General features: G+C 72.9%; 8 protein-coding genes. All 8 read right to left on the bottom strand.

Annotated features, from left to right (window positions below):
• Positions 1-48: 48 nt before the first annotated feature.
• Positions 49-4,452, bottom strand: coding sequence for a type VII secretion EssC family protein (locus JW592_RS24690; RefSeq protein ID WP_209267428.1), 4,404 nt, complete (start codon positions 4,450-4,452; stop codon positions 49-51).
• 76 nt (positions 4,453-4,528) lie between these two features.
• Complete coding sequence (locus JW592_RS24695; protein ID WP_209267429.1) at positions 4,529-4,771, bottom strand: hypothetical protein; 243 nt, start codon at positions 4,769-4,771, stop codon at positions 4,529-4,531.
• 46 nt (positions 4,772-4,817) lie between these two features.
• Positions 4,818-6,833 carry a hypothetical protein gene (locus JW592_RS24700; protein WP_209267430.1) on the bottom strand — a complete coding sequence of 672 codons (2,016 nt, stop codon included), beginning with the start codon at positions 6,831-6,833 and terminating at the stop codon, positions 4,818-4,820.
• 171 nt (positions 6,834-7,004) lie between these two features.
• Positions 7,005-8,564 (bottom strand): serine/threonine-protein kinase, encoded by a 1,560-nt coding sequence (locus JW592_RS24705; protein WP_209267431.1) that lies wholly within the window; start codon positions 8,562-8,564, stop codon positions 7,005-7,007.
• Positions 8,561-11,173 carry a transglutaminase domain-containing protein gene (locus tag JW592_RS24710; RefSeq protein WP_209267432.1) on the bottom strand — a complete coding sequence of 871 codons (2,613 nt, stop codon included), beginning with the start codon at positions 11,171-11,173 and terminating at the stop codon, positions 8,561-8,563. Before JW592_RS24710 ends, JW592_RS24705 begins: the two co-directional genes overlap by 4 nt.
• Positions 11,170-12,348: a DUF58 domain-containing protein gene (locus tag JW592_RS24715; protein ID WP_209267433.1), complete on the bottom strand. Its 1,179-nt coding sequence runs from the start codon at positions 12,346-12,348 to the stop codon at positions 11,170-11,172. Before JW592_RS24715 ends, JW592_RS24710 begins: the two co-directional genes overlap by 4 nt.
• Positions 12,348-13,364: an AAA family ATPase gene (locus JW592_RS24720; RefSeq protein WP_209267434.1), complete on the bottom strand. Its 1,017-nt coding sequence runs from the start codon at positions 13,362-13,364 to the stop codon at positions 12,348-12,350. Before JW592_RS24720 ends, JW592_RS24715 begins: the two co-directional genes overlap by 1 nt.
• On the bottom strand, positions 13,355-15,745 hold the full coding sequence (locus JW592_RS24725) for a fibronectin type III domain-containing protein (RefSeq protein WP_209267435.1): 2,391 nt from the start codon (positions 15,743-15,745) through the stop codon (positions 13,355-13,357). The genes JW592_RS24720 and JW592_RS24725 overlap by 10 nt, the downstream gene beginning before the upstream one ends.
• Positions 15,746-15,998: the final 253 nt, after the last annotated feature.

Here is a 15,998-nt window from a genome sequence, read left to right on the forward strand (position 1 = left end):
TGCGTACGGCGCCGGGCCCTGCCGCTCAGGCCCCGGCCGCCGCCTCCCTCACTCCTCCGTGACCGCCTGCACCGGCATCATCTCCCCGTTGAGCACCAGCAGTCCGCGCCCCGCGACGCGCGACGCGGTGGCCCGCGGCAGCCGGATGTTGAACAGCTCCCCCTCCGAGTTGTTCTGCGGCGTGAGCAGCAGCCCGCTGCGGGCACGGCGGGCCTCCTTGACGAAGCCCCGGTACTGCGAGGTCAGCGTGTCCGTCGTGCCCGCCGCCACCAGGCCGTGGCCGCCGTCCACCCCGCTGCGCACCACCGACTCCAGCACGGAGTCCAGCGGTGTGTCGTACACCAACTCGGCGTCGTCCACGACCACCGCGTACCGGCCGCCGTCCGCGGCTGCCCGCTCCAGCAGCTCCTTCAGCGGCGCCGCGTCCTTGGTGTCCTGCACCACGCCCAGCACTCCCGCCTCGCCCTCCAGCTCGCGCAGCGGGGAGCGCTTCGGTGTGACGGCGACCACGGGCAGGCCGGCGCGCAGCAGCGACCGCGCAGCCGTGCACACCGTGGTGGAGCGGCCCGACTTGGGTGGGCCCGCGATGACGAAGCCGGGGCCGTGCTGGGACAGGTCCACGCCCAGCGGCCCGAGCTCGTCGCCGCCCACGCCCACCATCGCCCACAGCGGGGACGGCGGGGTGAACTCCGGGTCGAGCGCCAGCGCCTCGCGCGTCGTGACCCGCCCCGGGAGGGCGTCCACCCGCATCGGGCGCAGGCCGCGCGGTGGGCGGCCGTGCGCGGTGGCGGCGCGCTCGGCGATCCGCCGGATGGCACGCACCTGCGCCTGGCCCGAGGGGTCGGGGTCGAGCAGCGCGATCTGGCTCTCCAGCACTCCGTCGTCCCCGGGCTGCAGACCGCGGCCCGGCGGCAGGTGCGAGGGGATGTCCCGGGGAGTCATACCGGCGGTGGTGTAGTCGTTGGGGTCGGCCAGCCGCAGGACGAGCCGCTCGCCGAAGGACGAGGAGACGACGCCCGACAGGCCGCTGCGCCCCGCGGACATCACCACCCGCAGTCCCACGGACGGCCCTTCGCGGAACAGCTGTGTCATGGCGTCGATGAGCTTGCCGTAGTCGTACGACTCGAACGCGGCGGTGTAGCTCTCCCAGCCGTCCAGCAGCAGCACCAGCCAGGGCAGCCGTTCCTCGGGTGAGGCGGCGGAGGCGCGCTGTTCGGCGACGTTCGCCGCGCCGGCCAGGGCGAGCAGCTGCTGGCGGCGGGCGACCTCCGCCTGGAGCCTGGCCAGCAGCCGGGTCAGCCGGTCGGTCTGGTCGCGGGTCACCACGGCGCCGCAGTGCGGGAGAGCTGAGAGCGGGACCAGCGCGTTGGAACCGCAGTCCACGCCGTACAGGTGGACGTCGGCGGGGGAGGCCAGGTCGGCCAGGGAGGCGGCGATGGTGCGCAGCGCTGTCGAGCGGCCCGAGCGCGGCCCGCCGACCAGCAGCAGGTGGTCGCCGTCCACCAGGTCCAGGGTCAGCGGCTCGCGGGCCTGCCGTGCCGGTACGTCGGTGACGCCGAACACCGCCGGTGGGACGTCCACGCGGCGCGCGGCCGCGGGCCGGGGCGCCTCGTCTACGGTCACCAGGTCGGACAGCGGCTCCAGCCAGGGCCGGTACGGCTCCTCGCACTTCAGCGCGGCAGCCCCCTCGCGGACGGCGTCGACCAGCAGTGCCAGGTCGGTCAGCGGATCGTCGTCCTCCCGGCCCGGCGGTTTGGGCCGGGTCGGCGCGGGGTTGCCCAGGTCGGCCCACTCCACCGGCGCCGCCCACGGTTCGACGGTGCGCTCGGCGGCCGTCTGCGGACGGCGCCCACCCACGCGTCCGGACTGGAACGGCAGCAGCGAGGAGGCGCCCAGCCGTACCAGGGCGCGGCCGGGTGTGCTCTTGGAGATGGAGGCGGAGTCGGGCGCGTCGATGACGTCCTGGCTCTCGGCGTTGTCGGTGACCCGCAGCGCGATCCGCAGGGTGGTGTTGGCGCGGATCTCCGGCGAGACCACACCGCTGGGCCGCTGGGTGGCGAGGATGAGGTGGATGCCCAGGGAGCGGCCCCGCTGGGCGATGTTGACCAGACCGGTGACGAAGTCGGGCAGCTCGCGGGCCATCGAGGCGAACTCGTCGACGACGATCAGCAGCCGCGGCAGCGGCGCCAGCCCCGGGTCGCGGCGCATGGCCAGGAGGTACGCCTCCAGGTCATTGGCGCCCACCGCTTCCAGAATCCGCTCCCGGCGCCGCAGCTCGGCGCCGAGCGAGACCAGCGCCCGCTCGACCAGGTGGGAGTCGAGGTCGGTGACCATCCCGACGGTGTGCGGCAGCTGCTCGCAGGCCGAGAAAGCGGCGCCGCCCTTGTAGTCGATCAGTACGAAGTTCATCGCGTCCGGCCTGTTGGCCACCGCCAGCGACGCCACCAGGGTCTGCAGCAGCTCCGACTTGCCGGACCCGGTGGTGCCCGCGACCAGCCCGTGCGGCCCGTCCCGCACGAGGTCGATGGTGAACGGGCCGTCGAACGAGGCACCGACCACCGCGCCGGTCGAGCGGCCGCCGGCCGCCCACCGCGCCGTGATCGCGGCGGCCGACGGCGGCTCCAGGTCCAGCAGGTCCAGCAGCCGGCAGGAGTCGGGCAGGGCACCGGACTCCTTCTCGCTCACGTCGCGGACCGGCGCCACGGCGCGGGCCACGTCCTGGCACCAGGCGGGCGGCACGCAGTCCGGCCGCACGGACTGCACCGGGTCCTCCCCGAACTGCGAGACCTGCAGCAGCCCGAAGTGGTCCTCCTCCACCAGCGCCCGGCACTCCTCGGGCAGCAGCCCTCGGTCGGCGTCCAGGCACACCAGGTGGATCCCGAAGCGCGGCCCCTCGCGCAGCAGCTGCGTCAGCCCCGGCAGGGCGCGCAGCCTGCGGGACCCGTCGAGGACGACGAGCACACACGGGCCCCGCCACCGGTCGTCGGCGCCCGGCGGGCGCTCCCCGGCGGCCTCCTGGCGCGCGCCGAGCAGCGCCAGCAGTTCGCTGATCCGGCGGGCCACGCTCTCGGTCTCGGTGCCCAGCAGCGCCACCGCGCTGTGGCCCTCACGGCCGCGCGCGTGCGGCAGCCACCGCACCCACTCCCAGCACTCGCGCCCCGAGGGGTCCGTCAGCACGCACACGGTCAGGTCGGCCGGGCTGTGCAGCACCGACGCCTGCGCCACGAGCCAGCGGCCGATGGCGCGGGGCAGCTCCCCGCGGCCCGCCACACCGAGGATGCCGTGGGTGCGCAGCGGTACCCCGACGGGTACGTCGGCCAGCATCCGCCGCTCGGTACGACGGTGCTCCTGCTGGTTGGGGTCGTTCACCTCCACCTCGGAGGGCAGCGCGCCGGTCCCGACCCGCAGCACCCCGAAGTCGTCGTCCTCCAGCCGCCGCTCCCACAGCCGCTGTCCGGGCCCGGTCGCCACCACGTACAGCTCGGCCGGGTCCGGGCAGGCCAGGCGGCGTGCCGCCGTCTCCTCGGCCATCGCCTTGAGCGCCTGGTACTCGATGGAGATCTTGTGCTGCTCGTACTCGCGGCGTTTGCGGCGGTGGGATGTGCGGCCGTTCCTGCGGTCGTAGAAGTGGTTGGCGACGAGCGTGACCGGGGTCAGCACCGCCATGATCATGTAGATGGCGCTGCCCAGTATCACCACCATGGCGATGGCGGCCAGCAGCGGTGCCAGCGCCACCGCCCACGGCAGCGGCCGGGTCTCGGACGGCTTGGGTTTGGAGGGCAGATGGAACTGCGTCTTGCGCGCCGACGGCTGGATGCGCGGCGGCCGGTTGTAGTCCAGGCCCGTGCCGTCCTGCGAGGGCTTGAGCGCGGCGTCCGGGAAGGCGGGCTCGCGCAGCTCGAACAGCGAGTGCCCGGCGGCGACCACGCCGCGCCGCCGCCAGACGGTGGGCTGCTCCAGCCGGCGGCCGTCCATCGTGACGCCGCTGCCGAAGGCCGGAGCGAGGGTCACGGTCCCGTCGACGGCCACATCGATCTCGTAGGCGGAGCTGGGCAGTGTGCTGTCCGCCACGCGTACCCACGCCTCGGGGCCGCTGCCGACCACGGCCACGCCGGGGCCCAGCCGGTATACCCGCCCGGCGTCGGGGCCGCCCACAACCCGCACCTCCACGGTGCCCTGCGCCTGCGGCCGGGGGCAGGCGCCGGCCGCTCCGACAGAGACCGTCGCGCCGTCACGTACGGGGGAGTCGGCCACCGGGACGGCCGGGTCGAGCCGGTATCCGTTGACGTACAGCGCGGGCGCTGCCGCACCGTCGCCGTCCGGAGCCCCGACGCGCAACTGCCGGGCGATCTCTTGTGTGACGGACCCGACGGCGGCGTCGGGTTCGGTGTCCACCAGCAGATCGGCACGCCGCCCGCCCGCACCGTCGACGGCGGTAAGCCGCAGTTCCATATGAGCCCCCCGAATCGGCCGGTGGCCGCCTCGCGTGTTCCCGTCCGTTCCGGTCTCGTCGCCGGACCGGTCCCGCCTACTTCGGTTCCTCCTCCTCGGCCTTGGCGATGAGCCGGGACTCCTCCGCCGGGTAGGAGTCGAAGAGGTAGTTGAGTGAACTCAGGCGTCCGTTGAAGTCCCCGGCCCAGTTGTCCGCCGCTGTGCCCGCCCAGGTGTCGGAGCCCATCAGGTCGGTCACTTTCTGCGCGGCGGCGCGGATGCTCTCCACCGCGGTCCCGATCCTGGCCATGTCCTGTTTGCAGAGGTCGGCCTGCGACATACCGTTCTCTCCCTCGTCCCGTCGTCGGTCGGTGCGGACTGCGCTGTCAGTTGGCGCTGTTGCCGCGTTCGAAGGCGTCCCGCATGTCGTCGTCGAACCCGTCCAACTTGCCGCCCTGCTGCCGCGCCACCTGCTGCCACCAGCTGTTGAAGTCCGTCAGGTCCCCCGCGTCCTCCAGCTTGATCTGCCCGTTCGCCCACTCCGGGTGCCCCTCGGGTGGCTTGATCTGGCTGCTGATGACCAGTCCCTGCATCAGGGGCAGCCGCATCGAGGACTGGTCGTCGTAGAACTTCGTCCCGGCTTCCTCCGCGTACTTCTGGGCGTTGTCCGTGGAGAAGCTCTCCTTCACGGCGGGCAGTCCGGCCGTGATGGCTGTCTGGACCCACTCGGCTCCGACCGGCAGCCCCGGGATGGAGGTGACGGCGCCGCCGACCGAGTCGATCCACAGCTGCGCCTTCTTGTTGGCCTCGTCCTGCAGCTTCTTGGAGTCGAGCCCGGTCTGGTAGGCGCCGGCGGTCACCACTCCCTGGAGCTCGGCCAGGTTGGTGAGGTAGGTCGTCGCGTCCGGCGAGTCCATGCCCTTCGCGGAGGTCAGGGAGATCTGCGCGTTGACGGAGTTGACCAGGTGACCGGCGTCGCCGCTGTTCTGCGCGATCATGCTGATGAAATTCAGCGCCGTCTGGTGGCCGACGATCAGCATGCCGTTGCTGTCCGTCCCGGTCGCGGGCGCCGCTGCCTGGTCCTTGGGCATGCCGTGGGACTGGGCGAAGTCGGGCACATACGTCGCGAACACCTGCGCCAGAGCGTGGGTGATCTGACTCGGGACCGGATACTGCGACTTGTCGTAGTCGCTCTTCTTCTTCTCGTCGCCGTACTCCGCCGCGCCGGCGTTGATGACGTTGGCGGCGGCCTCCACCGACTCCTCCGGGTGACCAGCGCGGTCGGTGGTGGCGGCGGTGATCACGGCGGCCGGCCACTGGGCCTCGTTGAACGACTGGGGGCCGGGCGTGTGCCACTTGTCGTCGACCAGCACCTTGGCGTGCTTGGCGCCGTCGGGGCCGGTCAGCAGCAGACGGGAGGCGTCCGCGTTCTCGCTGACGCGCTGCATGAGGATGACCGACGGGTCGTTGGCGGCGATGGCCTGGATACGGGCGGCGGCGTCGTCGGCGCCCGCCGTGATGTACGAGACGTCCAGGCCGAGGTTGTCGTACCAGGGGTTGTCGGACTCGACATAGCCGCCGGGGACATAGCCCGCGATGTTGGTGCTCGGCGCCGAGTAGTTCGGGCGCATCTGCTGCTTCGAGCGCCAGTCCAGCATCGCGCCGCCGACCGACGAGAGCACCTTCGGGTCCCACTTGTCGCCCTTGGGCCCGTACTGGAAGAGCATGCCGACCGACCACATGTCCCCGTTGGGCGGACTCGTCAGCTTGTCCAGGTAGCTGGCCGGGAGCTGGATCTTCCCGTCCTCGGCGAGGCTGGTCGCGGACTGCACGGCCAGTCCGAACCTGGCGAGGATCTCCTGCGAGTCCTTGGAGAGCACGGTGCTGCCGTGGGTGCCGTCCTGCTCGTGCAGGAACCGTGCCGCGCGCACCGAGGCGTCCAGACCGCCGAACTTCATGAACGCCTCGAGATACGCGGGGTCGTCCGCGTGGTCCTCGAGCGACTGGGACAGCATCCGGATCGTCGTACGCGACTGCGGGTTGTCCGGGTCGTTCAGCGCCTGCAGCAGCTTTACGGCCTCCTGCTGGCCCTCTGTGGCGGTGTCGATCTTCGAGACGTCCCACTCGATGTTGACCCAGTTCGAGTGCGGGCTGTTCGCCGAGGTGAACCGGGGCTGCAGAAAGAGGTTGTAGGCGAGGGAGGCGCGCAGCGCCATGTCGTGCGCGTCGTCGGCGACCTGGCTGGTCTGCTGCGTCAGCACGGACTGGCTGAGCGCCCCGCCCCACTTCGAGAACAGATCACGAATGGTGGCGCCGTCCGTCTCCAGCCTGTCCGCCAGACCTTGCAGCGCGTTGGCCAACTCGCGCAGCCGCAGTGGATCGACGCCAGTGAACTCACCCATACGTGCTTGCTCCCCCCGATGCCGCACAGTTGCTCAGTGCAGGTGTGGCAGTTGTTGCAGGTCTTCGGTGCCGTTGTTCAGTACAGCATTTTCCCCGCTCAACGCCGGGGCGCGTAAGCCGTGTTCCGACATTGTGACGCGTCGGTGTGACAGTCGTGGCTGCCGTCGGCCTCAGTCGCGCCGCTCACCCCGGTCGCACACCGACTCGGCCGAGGCCAGCCCCACGCTGCCGTCGGCGGTCTGCACCAAAGACGTGACCACGTAGCAGGAGCCGGGCTTCACGGGCGGGGAGGAGAAGACGACGCTCGGCTCGTCGGCGCTGGTGTTCTTCACCTTCACTGTCTCGCCGTCGGCGGACTGCGCCGTGATGGCGTAGCCGTAGACGGGTTGCGGCTTCTTCGGTTTGCTCCAGACCACCTGCACCTGCCGGCCGACCCTGGTGACCTTCACATCCTGCGCCTGGAAGTCGGGGACCTGGCCCTTGGGCAGCGGATGGGCCGATTTGGCGGACTTCTTCGGAGGTTTCTTCGCGTTCTGTGACCCGGGGTCGCTTCCGGCACGCACCACGAACAGGGTCAGCACGGCGCCGCCCACCAGCAGCAGCGCTCCGCACACGGCCAGGACGCGGTTGCGGGTACGGCGGCGCCGTGCGACGGCTTCGGCGGAGTCCGGGTCGTCGTCCGTCTCCGGTGGTGGCTGGGTGAGCGCGTCGTCGGCCGGGTTCCAGCCGGGCAGCGGGGGCTCGGGCTCGGCCTCCGGCTGCAGGTCGGGCACCCGCGACGCACAGGAGACGGGCAGCAGCATCCGCAGCACCCGGTGCACCTCCGTCAGCGGTGGCCGCCCCTCGGCGTGCGGTGCCGTCATACGGTGCAGCAGCGCGTACAGCGGCTCGGGCACATCGCCGCGCCGCGGCCGGGGCAGCCCACCCGTCAGCACCGCCCGGTACGCTGCCGAACCGCCGGCGCGTACCGCCTCGGCCTGTGCGGGCTCCCCGGCCAGCAGCGCGTACAGCGTCGCGCCCAGCGCGTACACATCGGCGGCGGGCCCGGGGGCCTCCCAGCCGAACAGCTCCCGAGCCGCGAACGCCGGGTCGAAGACGGCGCCGGCCGAGGGTACGGCCCGCTGGAGCACCCGGCCGAGCGCGTGCCCGGACAGCAGTGCGCCGCCCTGCGCGTCGAAGAGGATGTTCGCCGGACGCACATCCAGGTGCAGCACGCCCCGGCGGTGCGAGGAGTGCAGCGCGAGGGCCAGCCGTACCCCGATCACCAGTACGTCCTCGACCGCGAAGGGCCCGGACGCGGCCAGCCGGTCCTGGGCCGAGCCCCCCGGGCAGAACTCCTCCACCATGTAGAGCTGTTCGGCACCGGTTGACCCGGCGTCCATGACCGTGACCGCGCACGGGTGCCGGGCGGCCGCGCCCGCCGCCAGCAGCTCGGAGTGCGCGGCGAGCCGGCGCGCCGGGTCGGCAACCGTCGGCAGCAGCACCTTGACGGCCACCTCTCGGCCGCTGGACGTCTCCCGGCACAGCGCGACCGTGCTGTGCGCCCCCGAGGCCAGCGTGCGCTGCGGCTGGTAGCCGTCGGGCAGCGGGGGCGGCACGGAGGGCGGGGCGGTGGGCGTTGCGACGGCCGGAGTGGCGGGTGGGCCGGCCGGCGCGGTGGGCGGCGGCGGGGCCGCTGGGCCTTCCGTGCCGACCGCCTTGGCCGGGCCCGGGCTCTGGTTGGCGTTCACCGGTGTGCTCCTGATCGGCTGTGACGTAGCAACGTGCGGGGACGCAGCGCCCGCTTGACCCGCTCACGGCGCGGTACCGTCCGCGCGACGACCTCCTCGATCGCGTCGCAGTGCCGCCAGGCGGCGTCCGCCGTGGCCTCGTCCGGCGTCCGGCCTCCGTAGCCGACCTCGTTCACCAGCCGGGCCAGCGCCGGCAGTTGCTCACTGCTGCTGCCGCCGATCCGCCCGACGCCGAAGGCCGCCACCTCCGTCGCGGTATGCGCCGAGGTGGCGGGCAGCCCGATCTCGGTGAGCCGGTCGACGATCTGCTGCCAGGCGCCCAGCACCCGCTGCCCCGGATCGCGGGCACGGCGGCGCCGTCTGCGGGTGCGGTACGGGGCCCAGGCCGCCCAACCGCCGTAAGCGAGGAGCAGCAGCACCGCCGCCGACGGCGCGTACACCCACGCGGGCAGCCCCTCGCCGCCGCCTGCCGCCTGGTCTCCGCGGCTCTTGTCGTCGTCCTGCTGCGTGGGAGGCACGGAGGGGCGCGGCTGCTCGGCGATGTCGCGGTCTGCCTTCTCCCGCTGCTTGGGCTGCCCGGCGGGCGGCACGGAGGAACCGTCCCGCGACGCCTGCCCCGGTGTCGGATAGAACGGCACCCAGCCGACGCCCTTGAACCGCACCTCGGGCCAGGCCAGCGCGTCCCGTCCGGTGAACTGCTCGGTGCCCTTCCCGCTGCCGCTCTCGCGGTCGGTGCCCCGTGCCCCCGTGCCGTCCGCGCGGAAGCCGACCGCGACCCGCGTCGGCAGCCCCAGCGTCCGTGCCAGTACGGCGAAGGAGGCCGCGAACTGCTCCGAGGTGCCGTGTTTGCCTGTGGTGAGGAAGAACTCCAGGTTGCGGTAGCCGTGCCCGGGCACGGCCTTGGGGTCGAAGCGGTAGTGCTCGCGCAGCCAGGTGGCCAGCTTGTGCGCCTGTTCGTACGGGTAGCTGCTGCCCGCGGTCGCGGTGGCCGCCAGCTTCGAGAACGTCTCGACGGCCTCGATCGGCTCGCCCTCCGCGTCGGTGCGGGGCAGTGAAGTGTAGGCGGTCCCGTCCGGTACGGGCGCGTACTTGAGCCGCTCCGCGTCGAACACCGGCGCCTGTGAGACGGCGGTGTAGGACAGCCCGCGGTTGACCGGGGTGCCGGTGGGGCCACCCTCGCCGAGGGCCAGCACACCGCTGGCGGGATCGACGGCGAGTTCGCGGGCCTCCCCGTCGCTCTCGCCCCCGGAGGTGCCGTGCCCGTCGCCACCGCTGTCGGCGCCCCTGCCGGTGATCTTCAGCGAGGAGGGCCGGTCGACGGCGGGCAGCCACATACCCGGCAGATTCTGGATGCGCACCCGCTGCTCCACCCGTTCGCGGCGCCCGGGATCGGTGCCCCGCGAGGGAGGCACCCGACCGCCGGAGCGGGCCAGTTCGGCGCCGGACGTCCACTTCACACCGTCGTAGCGGTCCAGCACGGCCAGCCGCCAGTTGCGGTCGGCGGCCGTGCTCCGCGCCGTGAACAGCCGCGTCCGCGGGTGCTGGAGCCAGGCGGCCACTTGGTCGAGGGGGCTGGTGGACTGCGGGTGGACGGTGGGCGGGCGCACATCCTGGCGCGGGTCCCACGGCTCGCGGGAGGCCAGTCCGGGCAGCCGCGGCCCGAGCAGCGCGGCGGCCAGTGCCAGCACCGCGACGAGGGGCAGCCCCGTGCTCAGCACGCGTACGGTGCCGCGCCGGGCCGCCCGCGACCGCAGCAGCACCAGCAGCGCGGCGCAGGCCACCAGGCCCGCAGCCGGGAGGGTGTTCGAGCCGGGTCCGGACACGCCCAGCACCAGCGGGAAGCCGAACGCCAGCACGGGCGGCAGCGCGGGCAGCAGCGGTGAACGGGTCCGCAGCGCCAGCTCGGTGGCGGCGAGCGCGGCCGGCCACAGCACCGCGTGCGGCAGCACGAGGAAGTCCGGGTCCGGTGGCGCGGGCAGGATCGTGGTGAGGATCGCGTGCGGCGAGTCGAGCAAGGCGGACCAGATCTCGGGGACGGCACCGCCCGAGGCGAGCCCGCCGGCCGCGTCGCGGAACAGCATCACCCGTACCGCTACCAGCCACACCACGACGCCCAGCACCAGCGAGGGCCACAGCGGAGCCGAGCGCTCCCTGCGGCTCTGGACCAGGAACAGCCCCGCGGCCAGCGCCATCGGCACCGGCACGGCGACCGCGAGCACGGGAAGGAGCGGCCCAGGGCCGAAGACCCGGTGGAAGCCCAGTCCGGCGCAGGCCAGCAGCCCCGCGACGGGCAGCAGCGACCACAGGCGGCGCGACAGCGCGAGCCGGTGCGGCGCGGCCGGTGCTCTCGTCGGTCGGCGGCCGTCACGCCCGCTGCCCCCGTCGGCTTCTCCGCCGCCGTTTCCGTCGGCAGCGGAGACGGCTGTCGGCAGGGGAGGGGCCTCGGGCGCTGTCGGACGCGGTGGTGCCCAGGACGGTCCGTCATGGCCGGTGAGTCCGTTATGGCCGGTGAGTCCGGCCGGGCCGACGGGACCGACGCCGCGCAGAGCGGTGCCGCGCAGGGTGGGCCCGTAGCGCGTGGGCCGGTGCGGGGTGGACGGCGAGTTCATCGCACCGCCTCCCTGCGCCAGGCGGCAAGCAGCGAGTCGAGCCCGGTCACCCGGAGCTGGGGCACATCGCTGCCCAGCCCCGCGGGCGCGTGCGGATCGTCGGCCGAGGCGGCGGCGCCGGTGCGCAGCACCACCGTACGGTCGAAGCTGCGGCGCACCCGTTCCAGGGCGCTCAGCCCGCTGGCGTCGCCCGTACCGGTGATGACGGTGAGTGAACCTCGGCGGCGCGCACGCTCCAGCTCGTCGAAAGCGCCCGCCGCCGAGGCCGCCTGCGAACGGCGCACGAGCGCGAGCCGGTCCAGCAGCGCCTCCGCGTCGTTGCCGCCCGCGCCGTCGGTGCGCAGGACGGGGCCGGTCTCGCTGAGCACCTCGACGGGGAAGTTGGAGCGCGCGGCGGCGAACGCGACGGACGCGGCGGTGTCCACGGCCAGTTCGAAGTCGTCCTCGCTGCGGTAGGCGGCGGCCCGGGTGTCCAGTACGACCGTGCTGTGCGGCAGCGAGACGTCCACCAGCTGCTTGACCATCAGCGTTCCGGTGCGCGCCGAGGACCGCCAGTGCACCCGCCGCAGATCATCGCCCAGCACGTACTCGCGCAGCGCGTGGAAGGTCAGCGACCCCTCGTCCGCCGTGTCGGTCGTCGGCCCCTCCACATGGTGGGCCGTACCCGAAGGAAGGACGGGCAGCAGACACACCCGGGGCCGTACCAGCAGGGTGTCCGTGCCGCCCTCGCCGGGGCCGAAGACGCGCACCCGGCGGGCCAGTCCGAGCGGGTCCGTACGCTCGATCCGCAGCGGTCCCAGCGCGATCCGGCCGCGCCGCTCGGTGGGCAGCGCGTACCGCACCGTGTGCTCGGCTCCGGCGGCCAGTGGCGGCACCCGGAGGGTGAGCGGCAGCGCGCCGCAGCTGTCGGTGACATCCAGCCCGCGCCGGGTGCGGCGGCCGGTGTTGGTGAGGGCGACCGCGCCCTCGGCCCGGTCTCCGCGCGCCACCTTCCGCGGCGTCACCTGGCGGCTCGCCGACAGCCGCGGTGAGCGCCCCGTCCAGATGAGGGCCACGCCCACCGCGAGCAGACAGCCCACCCCCAGAACCACAGCTTCCGGGTAGCCGAGCGCGTAGCCGGCCCCCGTGAGTGCCGCACCGCCGACCAGTGCCCCCCAACCCGTCGGCGACAGCATCAGCCCTGCGCCCCCGCCTGCGGTACGGGAACGGTGGCCAGGGCCTCAGTGACGACGTCGGCGCCGGTGCGGCCGCTCAGCTCCGCCTCGGGTGTGAGGATCAGCCGGTGCGCCAGGACAGGACCCGCCAGCGCCTTGACGTCCTCCGGCAGCGCGTACGTGCGCCCCTGCGAAGCGGCGCGCACCCGTACCGCACGCAGCAGCGCGACCGAGCCGCGCGGGCTGGCGCCCAGCCGCACCTCGGGCAGCTGACGGGTGGCCGCGGCCACCCGCACCAGGTAGTCGTACAGCTGCGGCGCCACCTGGATCTGCCGGGCGACCTGGATGAACTCGGCGATGTGGCGGCCCGTCGCGATCGTCGGCAACTGCTCGATGCTCGGCTGCGATCCGGCGCCCGAGAGTACGGCCACCTCCGAGGCGTGGTCCGGGTATCCGAGGGTGACCTGCATCAGAAACCTGTCGAGCTGCGCCTCGGGCAGCGGATAGGTGCCGCCCATGTCCACCGAGTTCTGCGTGGCGATCACCATGAAGGGGCGGGGCACCGGGTGGGTGCTGCCGTCCGCGGTGACCTGCCGCTCCTCCATGACCTCCAGCATCGCGGACTGCGTCTTGGGCGAGGCCCGGTTGATCTCGTCGCCGAGCACGATGTTGGCGAACACCGGGCCTGGCAGGAACTCGAAGCTGCCGGTGTTCTGCCGGTAGATGGTCACCCCTGTGATGTCCGACGGCAGCAGGTCGGGGGTGAACTGCACCCGGTGCCAGCTCGCTTCGAGCGACGCGGCCAGACAGCGGGCCAGCGTCGTCTTGCCGGTTCCGGGCACGTCCTCGATGAGCAGATGCCCTTCCGAGAACAGGCACACCAGCGCCAGTTCGACGGTGTCACGCTTGCCCTTGACGACCCGTTCGATGTTGTCACCGAGCGCGTGGAAGCACTGGGCGAGCAGCGAGACGGACTCCGGGGAGGCCGGTGCGGCGGCCGGTGCTGACGCTGCTGCCTTCTGGTGTTCTAGTTGCATGGCCAGACCTCCGGGGAGTAGTCGCCCTTCTTGTGGTTGCTGGTGCCGACCCAGAGGTCGCTGATGTAGGCCGTACCGCCTTCCCACTCGATGCGGTCCCAGACATTGCTCTTCCACCCGTAGGTGTCGTGCGTCTCCATCGTTCCCCGGACCTGGCAGACCACCTTCAGCTGAGGAGTCTGCCCGGCGGGGATCTTGCCCTTGCGCGTTCCGGCCGTGGTGCTGGGCTGGCTGCGGACACCCACGTCGTCCCCGTCGTCCACGTTGTCCTCGACGCGGATGGTCTTCGTGTTGGACAGGTTCACCCGCTGCACCACGCTTCCGCCCGAGCCGGCCGCGTTCTTTGCGGCGATGGTGAGCGTGTAGGTCCTGAAGTTCTCCAGGCCGCGCAGCGAAGCCTCGGTGCCGGTGAGGTTCCGCTTGTCGTTGCCGGCCCCGGCGCCGGTGACGTCGTACGTGGTGCCCTTCCCCGCGTTGGCCGGCGCCTGCCAGGTCAGGTCGATGCCCTTGCCGCCCTGCGGGAAGTCGTACTTGACGTTCTGCGGCTGGCCGGGTGCCACGCACGGCCGGGCCGGCCCGGAGCGGCCGGAGGTGGCCTTCTGCCCGTCCGAGAACTCCGCCTCGACGGTGAAGCTGTACTGCCGGTCGCAGGAGCCGCCCTCGATCTCGAAGGTGAACGGCCCGCCGGGGCCGATCCGTGCCGGCTTCACCTCGGCGCCGGGCGGTGCACCCTTGAGCCGGTACCCGGTCGGCTTCACCCCCGAGGAGGGCGCGAAGGAGACCCGGATGGTGCCGGGGCCCGACTCCGCCTGCGGGACGCCGGGCGGCTGCGGCTTCGCGGGCTCCTCCTCGTCCGGCCCGGTGGGATCGGGCTTCTTCGGATCGGGCTTCCCGGGGCCCGGTTCCGGGTCCTGTGCGGGCTTGTCGGGGCCGTCGCCGTCCCGGTCCGGCTTGCCCGCCGGAGCGTCGGGACGCGAGGGCCTGTCGTTCCGGCCCGGACCCGAGGGCCCTTCGGGCAGCGGGTCCGGCGCGTCCGGTCCCGGCGCGGGGTCGCGCTTGCCGTTGTCGCCGGTGCGGTCCTTCTGACCGGGCTTGCGGCCCGAGGGCGCGTCGGTGTCGTACTTGTGCACGCGGTTGACGTGCCCGGCGGAGTTGATGACCACAGCGGTGGCGTTGTCCGCGTCGTTGACCCACAGCAGGCCGTCCCGGACGAACAGGCTCAGCTTGCCGGGGTCGCCGGTCACCTTCACCGGTTTGGTGATCGCGGCCGCCTCGGTGTCGTACACCTTCAAGGTCCCGTTGCTCTGGTCGGGCACATACACCTTCGAGCCCAGTACCTGCGGAGTGCCGTACTGGTGGTCCGAGGCGCCCAGGGCCGCGGTCAGCAGCGAACCGGTGCGGGTGTTGACGAGCGCCATCCGCCCCGACTTCCGCGCCAGCACCGGCACCACGTCACCCGCCGTCGCCGCCGGGACCAGCACCGAACCCGTCGGCGCCTTGGCGATGTTGCTCGGCAGCTTGAAGCGCATGCCGCGGCCCGTGCGCTTGAGCAGCGTCACCGTGCCGCCCTTGGTGTCGGTCACCACCGGGCGGCCGTCAGCGAGGGTCATCAGCAGCGTGGCGGGCTTGCTGCTCCCGGCCGCCACCTTGATACCCGCCGCCTTCTTGCCCCGCGGGAACGGTACGACCTTGCCCTTGCCGGGCACCGGAACCCACAGCGTGCCCTTGGGATCAGCCACCGCCTTGCCCAGCGGACCTGAACCCAGGTCGACCGGCGCTCCGATCGGTGTCGTGCGCACCGGATCGATGCGCTGCACCCGCGCCTTGACCGGGTCGACCAGATACGCGTACTTCCCGCCGGAGACCAACTGGAGCCCGGCGCCGTAGCGCGATGAGCCCTCGACGGTCAGCTGCGAGGGGTCGATCCGCACCAGCTTGCCGGTCTTCTCGTCCAGGACCAGCACCGTCTTGCCGTCCTGCGAGATGGAGACCGGATGGCCGTCCATGCCGGGCAGCTTGACCTTGCCGTCCACGTCCCCGGTCAGCCCGTTGGCGTGCGCGGCCTCACCGGTGCGCGAACTGGTCAGCCAGGCACCGATGTCGGCAAGATCGGGCACCGCGCCCGCCTTGCCGGTCCCCACGACGACGGACGTACCGACCAGCGCGCTCACCGAGCACAGCGCGATATAGCCCGTAGCCCGGCGCCGGTTGGGCCGTACGGTCGCCCACGCGGCGCGCGCCAGCCTCGCACAGCGCGCCTTCAGTGCCGCGACACCGCTCCGGCCGGGCTCCCGGCCGGTCTCCTCCGTCTCGTCGACCAGCCGCCGCGGACGCAGCCCCGGCGTCCGGCCCTCTTCGGAGCTCCCCCGAGCATCCGGCATCGACAGTCCCTCCCCGTCACCCGCATCCTCGTCTCGACCGAGACGCGCGGCACTTGCAGATTAACCAACCAACTGCCCCGCCGGTCAGCGCCCGACGCCTGGCTGTGACAGGAGTATGACGTCCCGGCCACGCGGTCATTGCCTTGCGCGCTTCTCGCCCCCGTGCGGCGGCGCGAAGCGGCCCAGCGGCGCCGAACTCCGCATGCCGAGCACGATATCGGGGCGGTCCGACAGGACCGGCCGCTCGCCGAGA

It is taken from the genome of Streptomyces spirodelae (genome assembly GCF_017676385.1).
GTDB lineage: Bacteria > Actinomycetota > Actinomycetes > Streptomycetales > Streptomycetaceae > Streptomyces > Streptomyces spirodelae.